The organism is Monashia sp. HAY1-11D, from assembly GCF_056868035.1.
Window position 1 is genome coordinate 2,337,071 of record NZ_CP200320.1, and the last position, 19,236, is coordinate 2,356,306.

The window sequence follows — 19,236 nt, forward strand, 5'->3', positions numbered from 1 at the left end:
GCCCCCTGCTGTTCGCGCTGGTGCTGGCGTTCTACCACTGGGACGGGTTCGGTACCCGCTCCTTCGCCGGCCTGGCCAACTTCGGGGACGTGCTGTCCGACCCGAGAATCCGGCAGTCGGCCATGAACACCCTCTGGTTCACGGTGCTTCAGGTCCCGGGACTGCTGCTCACCGGGTTCTTCTTCGCGGTGCTGATGCAACGCGCCGGCAAGCTGACCTCGGTGTACCGGCTGGCGTTCTTTGCCCCGGTGGTCACCTCCTCGGTCGCGGTCGCCGCGATCTGGCTGTGGCTGTTCAACCCCGACATCAGCCCGCTCAACCACGCACTGCAGCTCGATCGGCCTGCCTGCCCCCAACTGGCTGCAGGACGCCCGGTTCGTCATCCCCGCATTCGCGGTGGTCGGCATCTGGCAGGGCCTGGGCTACCAGCTGGTGATGTTCATGGCCGGCCTGCAGAGCATCGACCGGTCGTTCGTGGAGGCCGCCGAGCTGGACGGCTGTTCGGAGTGGCAGAAGCTCCGGCACGTCACCATCCCGCTGCTGTCCCCGACCATCCTGTTCCTGTCGATCACCTCGATCATCGGCTCGTTCCAGGTGTTCGACTACATCTACGTCTTCTTCGGCAGCACGGCCCCGGACGCCTCGCGCACCATCGTCTACGAAGTCGTCCAGATCGCCTTCGGCCAGTTCGACTTCGGGCAGGCATCGGCACTCGCCTTCCTCCTGTTCCTGGCCCTGCTCGTGGTCACCGGCTGCCAGCTCGCAGCCCAGAAGAGATGGGTCCACTACACAGAATGAGCACCTTCTCCGACACCAGCAGGCGCGCGGTCAAGACGGCCAAAGCGCCCTCCAGCTCCCGGCCCGCGCGTCACAGGCTGTTGCTGCACGCGATTCTTGTCGTCGGCGCGGTCGCCATGGCGCTGCCGTTCGCCTGGATGCTGTTCTCCTCGTTCAAACCACTGGGGGAGATCTTCATCCAGCCACCCAAGCTGCTGCCCCAGGACTGGAACCTCGAGGGGTACCGAACCGCCCTCGGTGGCGCCGACTTCGTCCGCGGTTTCTGGAACAGCACCTACATCGCCGTGACGATCACGGTCGTCTCGCTGCTCACGTCGGCGATGGCCGCCTACGCGTTCGCGCGGATCGACTTCCGGGCCAGCCGGGGGCTCTTCATGGTCTTCCTCGCCACCATGATGGTTCCCGGCCAGCTCACGATCATCCCGCTGTACATCATCATGGGTTGGCTCGGCTGGGTGGACACTCACGCCGCGCTCATCGTGCCGCCCGCACTCTTCAACGCGTTCGGTGTCTTCCTCCTGCGCCAGTACATCAAAGGCATCCCGCTGGAGCTCGAGGAAGCCGCCCAGCTCGACGGCGCCGGCCGGTTCCGCACGTTCGTGACGATCATCCTGCCGCTGCTGCGCACTCCTCTCACGGCGTTGGGGATCTTCACCTTCCTCGGCCAGTGGAACAACTTCTTCTCGCCGCTGATCTTCCTCAACAGCTCCGACAAGTTCACGCTGCCGTTGCTGGTCAACCAGTTCAAGGGTCAGTACACCTCCGACTGGCCGGCGCTGATGGCCGCCACCACCTTGTTGGCGGCACCCATCCTCATCCTGTTCGCCGTCGCGCAGCGCCAGATCGTCGAGGGCATCGCGCTGTCCGGCTCCAAGTCCTGAGCGCGGAAGAGCTTCAGCGGAACCCGGCCAGAGGCCACCACCCGGCGGTGCCAGCGATCAGCCCACCCCCGATACCCATCCGAGAAGGGCAACGCATGACCTCCCACGGCGACCACGCCGAGAAGCAGGACCCCACCCACGACCCGACAGCAGCGTGGTCCGAGCCCGCGACTGGTTGGACGCTCAGTACCACCCAGACGAACGACGACTATGCGCCGACCTTCCTCGGCAACGGCTACATCGGTGGCCGCATCCCCGCAGCGGGGATGGGCTACGCGACGGAGCCGATCGAGACCCAGGCGCACCTGGCCGGGTTCTTCGCCCAACACGGCCCGGTCGAGAGGGACGCGAACATCCCGACCTGGTCCACGCTGGCGTTCTCGGACGAGTCGGGCACCTACGGACGGTTGCCGCGGCGGACGCCTGGACCCGCACAGGACGACCGCGAGGAAGGCTCGGTGAGCCACTACCGGCAGTCGCTGGACCTGCGGGTCGGACTGCTGACCACGCACGCGACGTGGACCTCGCCGGCGGGACACTGCACCGATCTCACCTATCAGGTTCTCGCGCATCGGGCGCGGCACCGGGTGGCCGCCGTGCAGCTCACCTTCACACCGCACTGGAGCGGTCGCGCGCGCGTCACCGGGATCTTCGACGGCACCAGCGCCGGGCTGACCGAACCTTCGAGCAAGGGCTACGACGGTGAAGCGGCGGAGTCGTACGAGACGGTGACGACCCTCGGCACCAGTATCAGCGCAGCGCTCGCGTCGCGACTGGAACTGCCCACCGGGGTGGCGGCACAGACCGAGGAGTACGGGACCGACGAGCCCAGGTCGGTCGGGGTGCAGGCAACCTTCGAGGTGAGAGCCGGAACCACGTACACGGTCACCAAGTACGTCGGGATCGCCAGCTCCCAAGACTCGGAAGACCCGTTGTCGACGGCTCGTGCCGCGGCGGCGGCCGCCGCGGACACCGGTTACGTCGACCTGCTGGCCGAGCACGAGAGGGCATGGGCCGACCTGTGGCGCGCTGACATCGAGGTCCTGGGTGATCCGGAGCTGCAGCTGCAGGTCCGCGCGAGCATGTTCTACCTGCTGCAGAGCACCCGGGCCGGGGTGGACTGGAGCCTGTCCCCCTGCGGCCTGTCCGGTGATGGATACGGCTACAACGGCCACATCTTCTGGGACACGGAGACGTGGATGTATCCAGCGCTGCTCGCGCAGCATCCGGATATCGCGGTGGGAGCGAACACCTATCGGCAGCAGCGTCTGGCGGAAGCACGCAGCTATGCGACCCAGACCGGGTTCGCGGGTGCGAGGTTCCCCTGGGAGAGCGCCCTGCGAGGAGACGAACAGACTCCGCCCGGTTGGGAGATGGGCGAGCTCGAGCACCACATCACCGCTGACGTCGCCCTCGCCCAGTGGCAGTACTACCTCGCCACCGGCGATCGTGGCTGGCTCGCGGACAAGGCCTGGCCGGTGCTGGAGGGGGCCGCCCAGTTCTGGGTGAGCTCCGCTGTCGCCGATGAGGCCGGCGGCTACGACATCAACACGGTCATGGGTCCTGACGAGTACCACTTCCCTGTCGACAACAGCGCGTACACCAACGTCGCGGCCGCCGAGACCCTGCGGATCGCCACCCGGGCGGCGCAGGTGGTGGGCGTGGCCGCGGACCCGAACTGGAGCCGGGTTGCCGATGGTCTGCGGGTGCCGTTCGACGAGGCTCTGGGAATCCATCTGCAGTACGACGGCTACGCCGGCGAAACCATCAAGCAGGCCGACGTGGTCATGCTGCAGTATCCCTGGGAACACCCCATGCCCGCCGAGGTGGCGCGCAACGACATCGACTACTACGCGGCGCGCACGGACCCTGACGGGCCGTCCATGACGGACTCCATCCACTCCATCGCCCACGCAGCCCTGGGTACCCCCGGGTCCGCCTCCTACGACTTCATGCGCCGCAGCGTGGAGCCGTTTCTGCGCGGACCGTTCAACCAGTTCGCCGAGGGACGTCAGGGAGGGGTGTTCACGTTCACGACCGGACATGGGGGATTCCTGCAGATCTTCCTGTACGGCTTCAGCGGCATGCGCTGGCGTGAAGACCGAGTCAGGCTCGACCCGATCCTGCCGCCTCAGCTGGCCGGCCTCACATTGCGCCGGATGCTGTGGCAAGGACGCGCGTTCGACGTCGCCATCGGCCCGGAGCGCACGACGGTCACGCTGACCGGAGGTCTCCCGATGACAGTCGAGGTCGCTGGCGCGATCTTCTCGCTGCGCCAGGGCGCACCGGTGACCGTGCCCACCCGACAGCCCGGCCAGGGGTGGACCGAAGACCCCAGTCGGGGCGTCGAGGCGACGACGCGCTCGCCCGTCCCGACCACCTCTGTCGAGGTGCCATGACATGATTGGGAACCCCCAGGCCGCTGCCCAGAGTTCACCCGCAGCATCCGTGACCACGACCTCGCCGCCGTTCCGGGACGCCTCGAGACCGCTCGAGGAACGCCTCGAGGATCTGCTCGCCCGTATGACGCTGCGGGAGAAGATCGGGCAGATGCTGCAGCTCGACGCCCGGGACGACCTGCACGACGTCGTGGCGAACAAGCTGGCTGGGTCGATCTTGCACGCCTCGCCCGAGCGCATGCATGCCGCAATCGAGCTGGCGGCAGCCACCAGGCTGGGCATACCACTGCTCACCGCTGACGACTGCATCCACGGCCACTCGTTCTGGCCCGGTGCCACGATCTTCCCCACGCAGCTGGGGATGGCCTGCTCCTGGGACGCCGAGTCGTCGAGCGCATGGCCCGCGCCACCGCGGTGGAAGTCGCAGCGACGGGCATCCACTGGACCTTCTCGCCGGTGCTGTGCATCACCCGCGACCTGCGATGGGGCCGCGTGAACGAGACCTTCGGGGAGGACCCGCTGCTCATCGGGGAGCTGGGTGCCGCGATGGTCCGTGGCTACCAGGGAGCTGGGCTGGAAGACCCGACAGCAGTCCTGGCCTGCGCCAAGCACTTCGCGGGCTACTCGGAGACGCAGGGCGGACGCGACGCCAGCGAGGCGGACCTGAGCCGTCGCAAGCTGCGCTCATGGTTCCTGCCGCCGTTCGAGCGGGCCGCCCGCGAGGGCTGCCGCACGTTCATGCTCGGCTACCAGGCCATCGACGGGGTCCCGGTCACCGCGAACAGGTGGCTGCTGAACGACGTCCTCAAGGACGAGTGGGGGTTCACCGGCATGCTCGTCACCGACTGGGACAACGTGGGTCGGATGGTGTGGGAGCAGCGGGTCTGCGCCGACGACGTTGAAGCAGCAACGGTCGCCGTACGCGCGGGAAACGACCTGGTGATGACGACTCCGAGCTTCTTCGAAGGCGCCCAGGAAGCGGTTCGCCGAGGCCTGCTCGGAGAGAAGGAGATCGACGACGCCGTACGCCGCATCCTGCGGCTGAAGTTCGAGCTCGGCCTGTTCGAGGACCCGCGTGCACCCGACCCCGACCGACAGCGGGCCGTGATCGGGTGCCGCGAGCATGCCGAGCTCAATCTCGAGATGGCCCGCCGTTCGCTGGTGCTGCTGCGCAACGACGGCGTGTTGCCCCTCGACGGAGGGGTCACTGGGGGCGACCGCGGGCGCGCCCTCGCCAAAGGTCAGGTCCGCACGATCGCGGTCGTCGGCCCCAACGCCGACGACCCGCAGGCCATGCTGGGCGACTGGGCCGGCGCGTCCGGTCAGGTGGACTGGATGCCGGACGGGCACCCCCGGGAGACCGTCACGACGGTGCTCGACGGGTTCCGCTCAGCCGTTCCCGACGGGTGGACGGTCACCTACGCCCGCGGCGCCGACATCGAACGCCTGGTACCAGACCCGCAAGGGCCGCAGTATCCCGACGGTCAACCGCGTCCGCCCGTGTTCACGTCCGCGCCAGTCGACGACGCGCTGATCGCGGAGGCGGTGGGCGTCGCGCGCACCGCTGACTACGTCGTCGCTGTTGTCGGGGACACCGTCGCGTTGACGGGTGAGGGCTGCTCCACCGCGACCCTCGATCTGCAGGGCGGACAGGTCGCCCTGCTCGAGGCGCTCGTCGCCACCGGAACACCCGTCGTCGTGGTGCTGGTCCACGGCAAGCCCTCAGTAGTGCCCGACGCCGCGCTGGCGGCGGCAGCGCTGATCGAGGCGTTCAACCCAGGGATGAGAGGAGGTCAGGCGGTGGCCGAGCTCGTACTCGGTCTGATCGAGCCGTCGGGGCGCCTGCCCCTGTCAGTGCCACGGCATGTCGGACAGCAGCCCGTCTACTACAACCAGGTGCGGGGCCAGCATGGTGAGCGTTACGCCGACCTGACCCAGGAACCACTGTTCGTCTTCGGAGAGGGCCTGTCCTACAGCGCGATCGAGTACACCGATCTCGTCGTCCTCGACGACGTCGTGGCATTGGACGGTGTGGTGCGCGCCGAGGTGACCGTCTCCAACACCGGCGCCCGGCCGGCGCTGGAGACCGTCCAGGCCTACATCAGCGACCTGGTCACGAGCGCCACATGGGCGAAGCAGGAGCTCAAAGCCTGGCGGCAGGTCACGGTCGCGCCCGGCGACAGTGCGCGGGTCCGGCTGGCGATCCCGGCCGCGGCATGCTCCATGGTCGACGCCGAAGGGCGCCGCATCGTCGAGCCCGGAGCGTTCGAGCTGCTCGTCGGCCACAGCTCGCGCACCGCCGACCTGCTTCGCGCCCGTTTCACCCTGTGCGAGCCGTGACATTTCCTGCCGCTGGCGAGGGTTCAACGACCGGCGGCACCTCGACGCTGTGATTGCGACCGAGGACGGTCGCGCGGCGTGGGCTCTCGCCGCTCTGGTCGAGACGAACCACATCAACGGGAACGACCTCAACCCGACGGTGCACCGTAGGAACCCGATCAACACCTGCCGTCGCCAGGGTGGGAAGGATGCAGTCGCCGCCCCGTTGTCAGCAGTCGGTGGCCCTGGTCTCATTCCTAGTCTCATTCGGGCGTCATCGCCCGCGTTCGGCACCGTCCGCACTGGGCTCGTCGGGGGCCGCGCGTTGCCCGGAGAACCGCCCCGAATGCGCAGGTACAGACCTCGAAAGCGTGTGTGGGGGTAACCCCACCGTGGGTTCAAATCCCACCGCCACCGCCAGACGAAGCAGGACCCCGACACGCTTCTTCGTCGGGGTCCTGCTTCGTTTATCGGACGCCGCGGGATTTGGGAGGAGCCGGAGCGAGTGGGGATGGATGCGTCCAGCCGCAGGACTGCGCTCCCGTGGGGCCGGCCACGAGCGGCTCAGCGCCCAACCTGCCCTGTTCTGCGACCTCGGGTCCGTCGCGGTCAGGCGACGGCACCAGCCAGCATGCCGAGTTCGGGTTGGCCGTTGACAGGCCCGAGGTAACGCGCGTAACCTCGGCCCCGCGAAGCTATCTAACCCGCGTTAGTAGGTGGCAGCAGTAGCTAGGACGAGGGTCGAGGGAGACCATGCGCGCATCGGGCAAGAGCCGCAACGTGACGATGAGCGACGTCGCGCGCTGCGCCGGTGTCTCGCGCACCGCCGTCTCCTTCGTTCTGGCGGGCCGCAACGACACGAGCGTCTCCCCGGAGACGCGCGACCGCATCCTGGACGCCGTCCGCGACCTCGGCTACCGGCCCAATGCCGGCGCCCGGGCCCTCGCCGCCCAGCGCACTGGCCTCTTCGGCCTCATCACCGAGATCGTCACGGCGCCTTTCGCCGTCGACGTCATCAAGGGCGCACAGGAGCGAGCGTGGGAGGAGCGCAAGTTCCTGCTCATCGCCTCGAGCGAGGATCGCGCCGACATGGCGGAGGCAGCAGTCGAGAAGCTGCTCGAGCAGCGCATCGAAGGACTGCTCTACGCCGCGACCTGGCACCGTCCCGTCCAGGTGCCCGAGGCCGCCCGCGAGGTGCCGACCGTGCTCGTCAACTGCTTCGACGCCGAGGGTCGCTTCCCGTCGGTCGTGCCCGACGAGGTCGGTGGCGGTCGACGCGCCACCGAGCGACTGCTGGACGCCGGCCACGAGCGCATCGGATTCATCAACCTCGACCCCGGCATCCCGGCCGCGGTGGGTCGGCTCGAGGGCTACCGTCAGGCTCTCAGCGATGCGGGTATCGACCCAGACCCCGACCTCGTCGTCTCCGGGCACGCGACCGCCGACAGCGGCTACGAAGCGGCCGGACGGCTGCTGGACCTTCCCGATCGCCCCACGGCCCTCTTCTGCGGCAACGACCGCATGGCCATGGGCGCCTACGACGCGGTCCGCGAGCGCGGGCTGAGCATCCCCGAGGACATCGCGGTTGTCGGCTTCGACAACCAAGTGCTGATCGCCGCGTACCTGCGGCCCGCCCTGACCACCGTCGCCCTTCCCTTCGAGGAGATGGGCCGCACGGCCGTGTCGCTGCTCGGCTCGCTGATCGCAGCCGGCGGCGACAAGGGCAAGGCAGACGGGCAGCCGATCGACACCGTGGTGACGATCGACTGCCCGCTGCTCGAAAGGTCATCGGTCCGACCGTGAATCGGACCGATGACGTGTCTCCAGCAAGGCCAGACAGCCACAACCAGAGAGAAGGAATCATATGGCACGGTCAGCCGTCTCGAGGCGGGCTGCGCTCGCCCTCGCCGTGACCACCGCGGCCTCCGTCGCGCTCGGCGCCTGCACCGCCGGCAATGCCTCCGGCAACGCCGCCGGCGCTGCGACGAAGGGAGCCCTGCTCACCATCCCACGTGAGGACATGGGCACCTTCACACGCAACTTCAACCCGTTCTCGCCGAATGCGCTGCCCATGACGCAGCAGGCGATCTACGAGCGGATGTTCATCTACAACCCCGTCAAGGGCGAGGCCGTGCCATGGCTCGCGCAGACCTGGGAGACGTCGAAGGACGGTCGCACCGTCACCTTCCACCTCAACCCGGCCGCCAAGTGGTCCGACGGGCAGCCGCTCACAGCCGAGGACGTCGCCTACACCTTCTCGCTCCAGAAGAAGGTCATGGGCGGCTTCGACTACCTCGCGAACGCCACGGCGGCCGACGAGCACACCGTGCAGTTCACGCTCTCCAAGCCGTTCTCGCCCGCGCTCTACGAGCTCGGCCAGCAGGTCATCGTGCCCAAGCACGTGTGGGAGAAGGTCAAGGACCCGGCCAAGGAGACCAACCCGACGCCAGTCGGCAGCGGTCCCTACACGACCGTCGCCGCGTTCACGCCACAGTCGTTCGACCTGTCGAAGAACCCGAACTACTGGCAGCCCGGCAAGCAGCACATCCCCGGCATCCGGATGCTCGCCTTCGCCGGCAACGACCCCGCCAACCTCGCCACGACGAACGGCGAGACCGACTGGGCCGACCAGTTCGTGCCGAACATCGAGAAGACGTTCGTCGCCAAGGACCCAGTGCACCGGCACTACTGGTTCCCGCCGGTCGGGTCGACCATCCACTGGCAGCTCAACACGACCAAGGCGCCCTACAACGACGTCCGGGTGCGCAAGGCGCTGTCCATGGCCGTCAACCGCGACCAGGTGGTCAAGGTCGGCATGAGCGGCTACGCCCAAGCGGCTGACTGCACGGGTCTCTCCGGTGGCTACGACACGTGGCGCGACGAGTCGGTCGCGGGCGCGTGCACGTGGACGAAGCTCGACGTCGCCGCTGCCAACGCGGCCCTCGACGCGGCCGGCCTGCGAAAGGGTGGCGACGGGTTCCGCACTCTCGCCGACGGCAAGCCCTGGGAGATGCGCATCTCTGTGGGTAGCGCCTCGTCCGACTGGCTCTCGGTCGCCAACGTCATCGCGCAGAACCTCGCCGCCGTCGGGGTCAAGGCACGCGTGGACAGCAAGGACTGGGCGGTCGTCGTCGCCGGCTACGAGGACGGCAGCTTCGACACCGGCATCGTCTGGAGCAACGGCGGACCGACGCCGTACCAGTACTACCGCGGCGTCATGTCGACCGCGACGGTGAAGAAGGCCGGCGAGAAGGCCTCCGAGAACTACCACCGCTTCGGGGACCCCGCCGCCGACAAGGCCCTCGACGCGCTGGCAGCAACGAGCGACGAGGCAGCCCAGAAGAAGGCCGCCGCCGAGCTGCAGCGGACCTTCGACGCCGAAGCGCCGGTCGTGCCGCTCTTCAGCGGGCCCGAGTGGGGCCTCTACAACGACGCCCGCTTCACCGGCTTCCCGACCCAGGACAACCCGTACGCGACGCTGCTCACCCGTGGCAACACGGCGGTGCTCGTGCTCACCACCGTGAAGCCGCGCGCCTGAGCGCACCGGCACACGACGTCGCGGGGGCCGGGCCAACCTGGCTGGCCCCCGCGACCACCACCCGCCCGACCCGGCCACCCGGCATACGCCGGCACACCCCCGGGCCGAACCCACCTTCTCGAAAGGGGGCTGACGACGGTATGCGTTATCTCCTGCGCCGACTCGGCTTCTACGCCATCGCCTTCTGGGTCTCGATCACCCTCAACTTCATGCTGCCGCGCCTCATGCCCGGTGACCCCGTCTCACGGATGCTCACCCAGTCCGGGGCGCGGCTCGAGCCGGACCAGGTCGAGCAGCTGCGCCGCCTCTTCGGCCTCGACCAGCGTCCCGTCGTCGAGCAGTACGTCTCGTACGTCGCCAGCATCTTCCGCGGCGAGATGGGCGTGTCGATCTCGCGCTTCCCGACCCCGGTGTCGGAGGTCATCTCGTCGCAGATCGGTTGGACGATGTTGCTCGGACTCACCTCCCTGGTCATCGCGGCGGTCCTGGGCACGGTGCTCGGCGCTGTCGTGGCCTGGCGTCGCGGCGGCTTCCTCGACTCGGCCCTGCCGCCGGTGCTCGTGTTCATCGGCTCGTTCCCGTACTTCTGGCTCGCGATGGGGGCGCTCTACCTCTTCGGCGTGACCTTGGGTTGGTTCCCGCTCCGGCACGCCTTCGACGTCGGTGTCGTGCCGGAGTGGTCGGCGCCGTTCGCGGCCAACGTGGCCACCCACCTCGTGCTGCCGGCGCTCACGATCGTGCTCGTCTCGGTCGGCGGCTGGCTGCTCGGGATGCGCAACGCGATGATCGCGACGGCCTCGGAGGACTACATCACCATGGCCGAGGCCAAAGGGCTGCGGCGCGGACGGATCATGGTCCGCTACGCCGCCCGAAACGCGCTCCTGCCCAGCGTCACCTCCTTCGGCATGTCGCTCGGCTTCGTCGTCGGCGGCGCCCTGCTCACCGAGGTCGTCTTCGCCTACCCGGGCGTCGGCTACCAGCTGCTCGCCTCGGTGCAGGCGCTCGACTTCCCGCTCATGCAGGGGATCTTCCTGACGATCACGGCTGCCGTGCTCATCGCGAACTTCCTCGTCGACCTCGTCTACGTCCGTCTCGACCCGCGCGTGCGGGTCTCCTGAGAGGAGCAGACCATGCCCTCCGTCACCGACCCTGCGCTGGCTCCCGCCGGCGCCTCCGGCCTCACCGCGCCGGGTGCACCCAGCGCTGGATCACCCGAACCCGGCCTGACGCCGTCCGTGACGCGCCGCTCGTGGGTCCCCACCGTCGCCCGCGGCGGTCTCCTGGGGAGCCTGTTCCGCAGCCCCAAGGCCGTCGTCGGCCTGTCGCTTCTCGGTGCGGTCGCCCTTCTCGCTCTCCTCGCGCCGGTGCTCGCCCCCGGTGATCCGACGGCGATCGGCGACCTTGCCTCCGAGGCGCCGAGTGCGAGCCACTGGCTCGGCACGACCGCGAAGGGGCAGGACGTCCTGGCGCAGACGCTCTGGGGCGCTCGCAGCTCGCTCGCCGTCGGCTTCGTCGTCGGAACGGTCGCCACGCTCATCGGGGTCGTGGTCGGCCTGGCCGGGGCCTACTTCGGCTCGGTAGTCGACGACGTGCTGTCCCTCGTGACCAACGTCTTCCTCCTGCTCCCAGGGCTGCCGCTGCTCGTCGTGCTCGCGGCCTTCCTCCCGCCGGGTGCGGCGACGGTGGTGCTCGTCCTCGTCGTCACCGGATGGGCCGGCAGCGCGCGGGTGCTACGAGCCCAGGCGCTCTCGATCCGCGGCAAGGACTTCGTCGCGGCCGCGATCGTCTCGGGGGAGCGGGCCTGGCGGATCATGTTCCGGGAGATCCTGCCCAACATGGCGTCCGTCGTCATGGGCACCTTCCTCGCGTGCGTCATCTTCGGCATCGGCGCCCAGGCCGGGCTCGAGTTCCTCGGCCTTGGTGACAGCTCGGTCGTCAGCTGGGGCACGAACCTCTACTGGGCGAGCAATGACGGCGCACTCATGTCGGGCGCGTGGTGGGCCTTCGTCCCGTCGGGACTGAGCATCGCGCTCGTCGCCTTCGCGCTCGCCCTCGTCAACTACGGCGTCGACGAGGTGACCAACCCGCGGCTGCGCGGCCGCCGGCGCACGGCGGCGTCTCGCTCCTCCCGCTCATCGCGCGCCGCGACGCGCCCGGTCGCTGCAGCGGAGGTGACTCGATGAGCGCGCCGCTGCTCGAGGTCGAGCACCTCACCGTGGAGTACGCCGTCGGTGCCCGTCCCGTCGTCGCCGTGCGCGACGTCAGCTTCGCGATCGGTGAGGGCGAGGTCTTCGGCCTCGCGGGCGAGTCCGGGTGCGGCAAGTCGACCATCGCCATGGCTGTGCTGCGCCTGCTCAAGGAGCCGGCACGCGTCACGTCGGGCGCGATCCGCTTCGCGGGCGAGGATGTGCTCGCGATGGACGAGGCCGCCCTGCGCGGCTACCGGTGGCGCCGCGCGGCGATGGTCTTCCAGAGCGCGATGAACTCACTCAACCCGGTGCTGACGATCGGCGAGCAGCTCGGCGACATCTTCACGACGCACGAAGGCGCGACGCGACGTGGTGCCCGGAAGCAGAGCGCCGAGCTCCTCGAGCTCGTCGGCATCGACGCCTCCCGCCTGCGCTCGTACCCGCACCAGCTCTCCGGCGGCATGCGCCAGCGGGTGGTCATCGCCATGGCGTCGGCGCTGCGGCCCCAGCTCCTCGTCATGGACGAGCCCACGACCGCGCTGGACGTCGTCGTCCAGCAGGAGATCATGGCCCAGATCCAACGACTCCAACGGGAGCGCGGCTTCTCGGTCCTCTTCATCACCCACGACATGTCGCTCATGGTCGAGCTGTCCGACCGGATCGCCGTCATGTACGCCGGCCGTGTCGTCGAGCTCGGGGCCGCCGGACGCATCTTCGACCAGCCAGAGCACCCGTACACGCAGTCGTTGATGAGTGCGTTCCCGCCTCTGCACGGGCCGCGGGTCGAGCTCGTCGGACTCGCGGACCGCGTGCGCGCGGGTGGGTCCTCCGACGGGTGCGGCTTCCACGTCACGTGCCCGCCCGACCGGTCCGACTGCTCCACAAGCATTCCCGACCTGCGTGAGGTCGAGCCGGGTCATTGGGTCGCCCGCTCGGGCTCGACGCGCCCCGCCGGGACCAGCACCACGACACCACGCGTCGCAGCGACGAACGGAGCCGGCCGATGACTGTCGCCCCACCGACACCGCCGGCCCCCACCGCCGGCCCCCTCACCGAGCCGGTCGTCCGGGTCCGCGGTCTGGTCAAGGAGTTCCGGCTCGGCGGCCTCTTCTCGCGCAACCGTGTCCGAGCCGTCGCCGGCATCGACCTCGACCTGCCGCGCGGCTCGATCGTTGCGCTCGTCGGGGAGTCCGGCAGCGGCAAGTCGACGATTGCCCGGTGCCTGGCCCGCCTGGAGCAGCCGACCGCCGGCTCTGTCGTCCTCGACGGGGTGGACGTGCTGCGAACCGAGCGGCGCCGGGCGAGTCGGGCGTACCGGCGCCGGGTGCAGATGGTGTTCCAGGACCCGTTCGGCTCGCTGAATCCGGCTCACCGCGTGGAGCACGTGCTGCGCCGGCCGCTCGAGATCCACGGGCACACGACGTCGGCGCGGCAGACCCGGGCGCGGCTCGTCGAGCTGATGGATGCAGTCGGGCTCGACCCGGCACTGCTCGAGCGCTACCCCCACGAGCTGTCCGGAGGTCAGCGCCAGCGCGTCGGCGTCGCGCGGGCACTGGCCGCGGAGCCGGACGTCATCCTGGCTGACGAACCCACGTCGATGCTCGACGTGTCGGTGCGGGTCGGACTGCTCAACCTCATCCGCCGGCTGCGCGACGAGCGTGGCATCGCCATGCTGTACATCACTCACGACCTCGCCTCGGCGCGCTACGTCGCAGACACGACGAACGTCATGTTCGCCGGCGAGCTCGTCGAGGGCGGGGAGTCGCTCACCCTCATGGACGAAGCCGATCACCCGTACACGAGGCTCCTGCTCTCGGCCGTTCCAGACCCGCACCGCGCGACGGCGCTCGACCCCGATGATCGCCGCGCACTGCGCGAGGCGGTGCTCCACCCGACGACGTGTCCTCACGGCGGGGACTCCCAGAACCCCTGCAGTGACGTGAATCCCGTGCACCACTGGCTCTCCCGAGAGGCCGGTCGGGAGCACTGGGTCCGCTGTCACCGCTACGCGCCCGCCTCGCCCATTGCCTCGCGCGTCATCGCCGAGGCGGCGTCGGCCGCCGGCGACGGCGCGGAGACCAGCCCGACCACGACCCACGCCACAGCTCCGAGGACCTGATCCCATGACGACCGCCGACCTGCCGCGCCCCGACCGCAACACCGCCGCTCCGGCCGGGGGTACCCGCCTCGAGCCCGACCTCGTCGCGGACGCCGAGGCCGACCCGCACCGGCCGAGGTTCCACTTCGTCGCACCGGCGGGATGGCTCAACGACCCCAACGGCCTGTGCCAGTGGGGCGGCACGTACCACCTCTTCTACCAGTACAACCCGTACGCGCCGGTGCACCATCGCATCCACTGGGGGCATGCGTCCAGCCGCGACCTCGTCACGTGGACCGACGAGCCGGTGGCCCTCGTGCCCGACGACACGGGTCCTGACCGCGACGGTTGCTGGAGCGGCGTCCTCGTCGACGACGACGGTGTGCCGACGATCGTCTACTCGGGCAGGCGTGAGGGTCGCGAACTGCCTTGTGTCGCAGTGGGTTCCCCGGATCTGCGCACCTGGGTCAAGGAGCCGGCCAACCCGGTGATCGACGACACGCCGGTTGGTCACGACGTGCCGGCTTTCCGCGACCACTGCGTCTGGAAGGAGGGTGACGTGTGGCGCCAGCTCGTCGGCTCCGGGGTACGTGGCCGGGGCGGCGCGGCGTTCCTCTACGAGTCGAGCGACCTGCGCGACTGGACCTTCGTCGGCCCCCTCGTCGTCGGCGACGCCTCCATCGGGGCCCCGGGCGACCCGGACTGGGCGGGCACCATGTGGGAGTGCGTCGACCTCTTCCAGCCACCGACCGCCCACGTTGACGCCGCGGCAGACCGGGACCTGGCGTCGCCGGCCTCCCACGTCCTCGTCTTCTCGGCCTGGCACGAGGGCGTGACCCACCATCCGCTCTACCTGAGCGGCGCCTACACCGGGGACACGTTCACGCCCGAGGCGGTCCACCGTCTCGACCTCGGCGGTCGCTACTTCTATGCCCCGCAGAGCTTCTCCGACAACCGTGGACGACGCATCCTCTTCGGGTGGCTCCAGGAGGGGCGCACGGATGATGACGCCATCGCCTGCGGATGGTCGGGTGTCATGTCGTTGCCTCGCCAGGCCGTTCTCGGACAAGACGGCGAACTGCACCTCTCACCCGTCGAGGAGGTCGCGTCGCTACGCGGCCGTGAGCACCGGGTCGAGGTCACCGAGCTGACGCGTGACGAAGCGACCCTCCTCGGACGCGGCGACCAGCTCGATGTCGAGTTCACGCTGACGCTGGCGCCGGACTCGACGATCGCCCTGGCCGTACGTGAGACCGATGACGGCGAGGAGACCACTCTGCTCGAGATCGCCCGGGGCCCAGAGGGTTCCACGATCGGCAACGTACGCCTCAACCGATCGCGGAGCAGCCTCGACGCGTCCGTCGACGCGACCGACCGCGCCGGGACTGTGCCGGTGGGCGACGACGGGCGGGTCGACGTCCGGGTGCTCGTCGACCACTCGGCGCTCGAGGTCTTCGTCAACGGCCGCGCCCTCACCGCCCGCGTCTACCCGACCCGACCGGACGCCGTCGGCTGCTCCCTCAGGCTCCTCGCCGGTTCGGCGACGCTGCGCAGCTCGTCGAGCTGGGAGATGCGCGACATCTGGCACGGCCCGCGAGCGCTGTGGCCAGAGCCGTGACTGCCTAACCCAAGCAGACCCGCACGTCAGGGGACACCGACTGTCGTGCCCGGTGCAGCGGCGACACCTCGCCGACCACCTCAGGGAGCTTCCGAACCGGCCGGATCCGGTGCAGTTCGGCGGGTCCCCACCTGAATCCACTCACCACACGTCATGACCCGTTCGGGGCCGGCTCTGACAACGTTGTCAAGGATCCTCACGTGATACGCCATCCCTTCCTCGTCGTGCTCGCGGCTGCTGTCGCCACGACCGTCGCTGTGCCCGCCGCCGCGGTCACACCTGCCAACACCACCGAGACCAGTCAATGGCGGCCGACCTATCACTACACGCCGGCTGCCAACTTCATGAACGACCCCAACGGCCTCATCCAGTACAAGGGCGTCTACCACCTCTTCTACCAACACAACCCGTGGGGCAACACCGCCGGGAACGGGTCCTGGGGGCACGCCACCAGCACGGATCTCGTCCACTGGACCGAGCACCGGGTCGCGATCGCCGCGGACGCCGACGAGGAAGTCTGGTCGGGCAGCGTCGTGCTCGACAGGGCCAACACCTCCGGGTTCGGCACCGCGACCAACCCGCCACTGGTGGCCATCTACACCAGTCGCGACAAGGACACCGGTCTCCAGCGTCAGGCGCTGGCGTTCAGCCTCGACGCCGGCGAGACGTGGACCAAGTACGCAGGGAACCCGGTGCTCGACATCGGCGCCCACGACTTCCGTGACCCCAAGGTCAGCTGGAACGAGAAGACCGGCCGGTGGGTGATGGTCGTGGCCAAGTCCGTCGAACGGAAGGTCGGGATCTACTCCAGCGCCGATCTCAAGACCTGGCGGCACGAGAGCGACTTCGGTCCCGCAGGAGCGACGGGCGGCGTCTGGGAGTGCCCCGACCTGTTCCCCCTGCCCTACAAGAACGCGGCCGGGGCAACCACGACAAAGTGGGTGCTCACCCTGAGCGTCTCAGGCAAGGTGCAGTACTTCGTCGGCGACTTCGACGGCTCGACCTTCACCTCCCCGGACGCGTCGTACACGCCACCTGCCGGAAAGGTCATCAGCGACTTCGAGGGCGACACGTGGGACCCGGGCTGGACCACGACCGGGACCGCCTTCGGCAACGGTCCCGACACGCCACCCGCCGACGTCTTCGGCGCGATGGGCAACAAGTACGTCGACAGCTACGGCGACGGGGACTTCCAGACAGGCACCCTGACCTCACCGGACTTCCAGATCGACAAGCCGTACCTCAATCTGCTCGTCGGCGGCGGGAACTACGCCCACGTCGAGGGTGGCTCCACGGCCCCGCCCGCGGGAGATCTCTTCGCCGACTTCGAGGCCGACGGGCTGCAGGCGGGCTGGACCGGGACCGGGAGCTTCACCGACCTGGTGAACACCACGTGGAGCGACCTGCCGGGCCGGGTCGGTCGCGGTGTGCTGGACACCTGCTGGGCCGGCTGCGACCCCGCCGTGGGCACCGTGCGTTCGCCCGACTTCACGATCAGCCGCGACTTCATCAACCTGCTCGTCGCCGGGGGCAACCACCCGCTGTCCGGACCGGAGCCGACCGCGGTGTCCCTGGTCGTCGACGGCCAGGTCGTTAGGTCCGAGACGGGGGACAACTCACCCAACCTCAACTGGCGGGCCTGGGACGTCAGTGCCCTGCGCGGCAAGACCGCCTACATCGAGGTGACCGACCAGCGCACCGCAGACTGGGGCCACCTCATGATCGACCACATCGTGTTCTCCGACACGGCAGCGGCACCCTGGAGCCAGGAGACCACCGCCAACCTCGTCGTCGACGGGCAGGTGGTGCGATCCGCCACCGGCACCAACAGCCCCTCGCTCGACTGGACCTCATGGGACGTCGCCCAGCTGCAGGGCCGGACCGGGCACCTGGAGTTCATCGACGACGCCACGGGCGGCTGGGGCCACATCTACGCCGACCAGCCCATGCTGGCCGACGCGCCGGCGCTCGACAGCGCCGCGCGCACGCGATGGATCGACCACGGCGCCGACTACTACGCCGCGGTGACCTTCAACAACCTGCTCGGCGACCGACGGGTGCAGATCGGGTGGATCGGCAACTGGGACTACGCCAACTCCACGCCCACCTCACCATGGCGCGGTAGCCAGTCGATTGCGAGAGAGCTGGCCCTCACCGATGTGGGCGGACGTCCGACGCTGGTGCAGAAGCCCGTCGTGGAGCTGAACAAGAGCCTGGGCAGGGCAACCACCCAGAGCGTCAACGGGATCACCGGCAGCCGGACACTCGGCCTGCGGGGGACAGCCCTCGACCTCGACGTCACCCTCACTCCGCACGGGACGAGCGACGCCGGTGTCGTGGTCCGCAAGGGCCGAACTCAGGGCACCCGCATAGGCTGGTCCAACGGGCATCTCTACGTCGACCGGAGCGCCTCGGGTGAGGACTCCTTCAGTCCGGTCTTCGACCGGACACAGCATGTCGCCGTGCCGCTCGTCGACGGCCAGCTGAAGCTGCGGATCCTGGTGGACCGGTCCTCGGTCGAAGTGTTCACCCGCGATGGTCGGGTCGCGATCACCGACCTCATCTTCCCCGACCTCTCGAGCGACGGCATCGCCGCCTACGCGGTAGGCGGCACCGTCGACGCGAAGGTGGTGGCGCGGGCGATCAACTGAGTGGCGAAACTCGCCGCGGTCCGGTTCGAAGTGCTCGCTCAGCGCCTCAACGGCCCGATGCCGAGTCGAGGGATCCGGCTCCGCGCAGGGGCCTCGCCCGGGAGTCTGCTTCGATCGCACGACATCCGACAGGCGAGGCCCCGGCGCGGAGCCCGCCGTTCGAGTGGCACCCGCCAAGCCGCGGCTTGGTCTCCACGGGCGGAGTCGCCGCGGGGTCGATCCGCCGGACCCTGCGACATTTCCGTCGGGAGTTGCCGAACGGCCGTCGTCTCTCTTCTTGTCTCATTCGTCGCTGGTCCCGTTTGTTCGGCGACCTTCCAGCGCACGCCGGCGTGCGGGCCGTGTTCTTCGAGATCGGCCAGAACGTCGCCTCGTACCCGTCGATCCGGCGCACCCTGCGCAGCTACGGCAACCTCGTCGGGAACCACACGTGGAGCCATCCGGACCTCACGCTGCTGTCGAACAGCGCGGTCACCCCGCAGCTGAACCGGATGGAGTACGCACACGACGGCGGTGGTGACCGGTCGCAGACCGTGGCCGCCGTCGACATCCTCATCCCGAAGCTGCGGGCTCGCGGCTACGTCATCGGGCTCATGGCCTGCTGACGCGACCATGCCGAGCTAGGCCTCAGATCCCTCTTCCCGCACCGTCTGCCATTGCTTGCACCGCCGGCAGCGCTGGGCGTGCAGGGTGTCGCTGCCGCCCACGACCTGCCAGTCATGCCTGCCCATCCGGCACAGCCACG

14 protein-coding genes and 1 pseudogene are annotated in these 19,236 nt (G+C 69.2%); 14 read left to right on the forward strand and 1 reads right to left on the reverse strand.

Features of this window, described 5'->3' with window-relative positions:
- Nucleotides 1-148: 148 nt before the first annotated feature.
- Nucleotides 149-319 carry a hypothetical protein gene (locus AC1VM9_RS10785; protein ID WP_483124060.1) on the reverse strand — a complete coding sequence of 57 codons (171 nt, stop codon included), beginning with the start codon at nucleotides 317-319 and terminating at the stop codon, nucleotides 149-151.
- Here AC1VM9_RS10785 and AC1VM9_RS10790 point away from each other — a divergent pair.
- The 14 genes and pseudogenes from AC1VM9_RS10790 (at nucleotide 241) to AC1VM9_RS10855 (ending at nucleotide 19,096) form a co-directional block, all read left to right on the forward strand.
- Nucleotides 241-798 carry a carbohydrate ABC transporter permease gene (locus AC1VM9_RS10790; RefSeq protein ID WP_483122619.1) on the forward strand — a complete coding sequence of 186 codons (558 nt, stop codon included), beginning with the start codon at nucleotides 241-243 and terminating at the stop codon, nucleotides 796-798. The two genes, AC1VM9_RS10785 and AC1VM9_RS10790, sit on opposite strands and share 79 nt — an antisense overlap.
- Nucleotides 795-1,679, forward strand: a complete 885-nt coding sequence (locus tag AC1VM9_RS10795; RefSeq protein WP_481340966.1) for a carbohydrate ABC transporter permease — start codon at nucleotides 795-797, stop codon at nucleotides 1,677-1,679. The genes AC1VM9_RS10790 and AC1VM9_RS10795 overlap by 4 nt, the downstream gene beginning before the upstream one ends.
- Nucleotides 1,680-1,774: 95 nt before the next feature.
- Nucleotides 1,775-4,078 (forward strand): glycosyl hydrolase family 65 domain-containing protein, encoded by a 2,304-nt coding sequence (locus AC1VM9_RS10800; protein ID WP_483122621.1) that lies wholly within the window; start codon nucleotides 1,775-1,777, stop codon nucleotides 4,076-4,078.
- Nucleotides 4,079-4,229: 151 nt separating this feature from the next.
- Nucleotides 4,230-5,062: pseudogene (locus AC1VM9_RS10805) on the forward strand (glycoside hydrolase family 3 protein); the annotation flags it as partial.
- Nucleotides 5,063-5,221: 159 nt separating this feature from the next.
- Nucleotides 5,222-6,418 (forward strand): glycoside hydrolase family 3 C-terminal domain-containing protein, encoded by a 1,197-nt coding sequence (locus AC1VM9_RS10810; protein ID WP_483123997.1) that lies wholly within the window; start codon nucleotides 5,222-5,224, stop codon nucleotides 6,416-6,418.
- Nucleotides 6,419-7,150: 732 nt separating this feature from the next.
- Nucleotides 7,151-8,200 carry a LacI family DNA-binding transcriptional regulator gene (locus AC1VM9_RS10815; RefSeq protein WP_483122622.1) on the forward strand — a complete coding sequence of 350 codons (1,050 nt, stop codon included), beginning with the start codon at nucleotides 7,151-7,153 and terminating at the stop codon, nucleotides 8,198-8,200.
- Nucleotides 8,201-8,261: 61 nt separating this feature from the next.
- Nucleotides 8,262-9,935, forward strand: coding sequence for an ABC transporter substrate-binding protein (locus AC1VM9_RS10820; protein ID WP_483122623.1), 1,674 nt, complete (start codon nucleotides 8,262-8,264; stop codon nucleotides 9,933-9,935).
- A 140-nt stretch (nucleotides 9,936-10,075) separates the two neighbouring features.
- Complete coding sequence (locus AC1VM9_RS10825) at nucleotides 10,076-11,053, forward strand: ABC transporter permease (RefSeq protein WP_483122624.1); 978 nt, start codon at nucleotides 10,076-10,078, stop codon at nucleotides 11,051-11,053.
- Between the two features lie 12 nt (nucleotides 11,054-11,065).
- Nucleotides 11,066-12,118 carry an ABC transporter permease gene (locus AC1VM9_RS10830; protein WP_483122625.1) on the forward strand — a complete coding sequence of 351 codons (1,053 nt, stop codon included), beginning with the start codon at nucleotides 11,066-11,068 and terminating at the stop codon, nucleotides 12,116-12,118.
- Entirely contained in the window at nucleotides 12,115-13,131 is a 1,017-nt protein-coding gene (locus tag AC1VM9_RS10835; protein WP_481346129.1) for an ABC transporter ATP-binding protein, read from the forward strand. Before AC1VM9_RS10830 ends, AC1VM9_RS10835 begins: the two co-directional genes overlap by 4 nt.
- Complete coding sequence (locus AC1VM9_RS10840; RefSeq protein WP_483122626.1) at nucleotides 13,128-14,243, forward strand: ATP-binding cassette domain-containing protein; 1,116 nt, start codon at nucleotides 13,128-13,130, stop codon at nucleotides 14,241-14,243. Before AC1VM9_RS10835 ends, AC1VM9_RS10840 begins: the two co-directional genes overlap by 4 nt.
- 4 nt (nucleotides 14,244-14,247) lie before the next feature.
- Nucleotides 14,248-15,840 carry a glycoside hydrolase family 32 protein gene (locus tag AC1VM9_RS10845; protein WP_483122627.1) on the forward strand — a complete coding sequence of 531 codons (1,593 nt, stop codon included), beginning with the start codon at nucleotides 14,248-14,250 and terminating at the stop codon, nucleotides 15,838-15,840.
- A gap of 200 nt (nucleotides 15,841-16,040) precedes the next feature.
- Nucleotides 16,041-18,491, forward strand: coding sequence for a glycoside hydrolase family 32 protein (locus AC1VM9_RS10850; protein WP_483122628.1), 2,451 nt, complete (start codon nucleotides 16,041-16,043; stop codon nucleotides 18,489-18,491).
- A gap of 332 nt (nucleotides 18,492-18,823) precedes the next feature.
- Nucleotides 18,824-19,096, forward strand: a complete 273-nt coding sequence (locus AC1VM9_RS10855) for a polysaccharide deacetylase family protein (RefSeq protein WP_483122629.1) — start codon at nucleotides 18,824-18,826, stop codon at nucleotides 19,094-19,096.
- The last annotated feature ends 140 nt before the right edge of the window (nucleotides 19,097-19,236 follow it).

What these genes read in the sequence shown, in the direction of transcription:
- AC1VM9_RS10800 (WP_483122621.1), top strand. Translation starts at nt 1,775, where the DNA reads ATGACCTCCCACGGCGACCACGCCGAGAAGCAGGACCCCACCCACGAC.
- AC1VM9_RS10815 (WP_483122622.1), top strand. Translation starts at nt 7,151, where the DNA reads ATGCGCGCATCGGGCAAGAGCCGCAACGTGACGATGAGCGACGTCGCG.
- AC1VM9_RS10830 (WP_483122625.1), top strand. Translation starts at nt 11,066, where the DNA reads ATGCCCTCCGTCACCGACCCTGCGCTGGCTCCCGCCGGCGCCTCCGGC.
- AC1VM9_RS10825 (WP_483122624.1), top strand. Translation starts at nt 10,076, where the DNA reads ATGCGTTATCTCCTGCGCCGACTCGGCTTCTACGCCATCGCCTTCTGG.
- AC1VM9_RS10835 (WP_481346129.1), top strand. Translation starts at nt 12,115, where the DNA reads ATGAGCGCGCCGCTGCTCGAGGTCGAGCACCTCACCGTGGAGTACGCC.
- AC1VM9_RS10845 (WP_483122627.1), top strand. Translation starts at nt 14,248, where the DNA reads ATGACGACCGCCGACCTGCCGCGCCCCGACCGCAACACCGCCGCTCCG.
- AC1VM9_RS10810 (WP_483123997.1), top strand. Translation starts at nt 5,222, where the DNA reads ATGGCCCGCCGTTCGCTGGTGCTGCTGCGCAACGACGGCGTGTTGCCC.
- AC1VM9_RS10820 (WP_483122623.1), top strand. Translation starts at nt 8,262, where the DNA reads ATGGCACGGTCAGCCGTCTCGAGGCGGGCTGCGCTCGCCCTCGCCGTG.
- AC1VM9_RS10795 (WP_481340966.1), top strand. Translation starts at nt 795, where the DNA reads ATGAGCACCTTCTCCGACACCAGCAGGCGCGCGGTCAAGACGGCCAAA.
- AC1VM9_RS10840 (WP_483122626.1), top strand. Translation starts at nt 13,128, where the DNA reads ATGACTGTCGCCCCACCGACACCGCCGGCCCCCACCGCCGGCCCCCTC.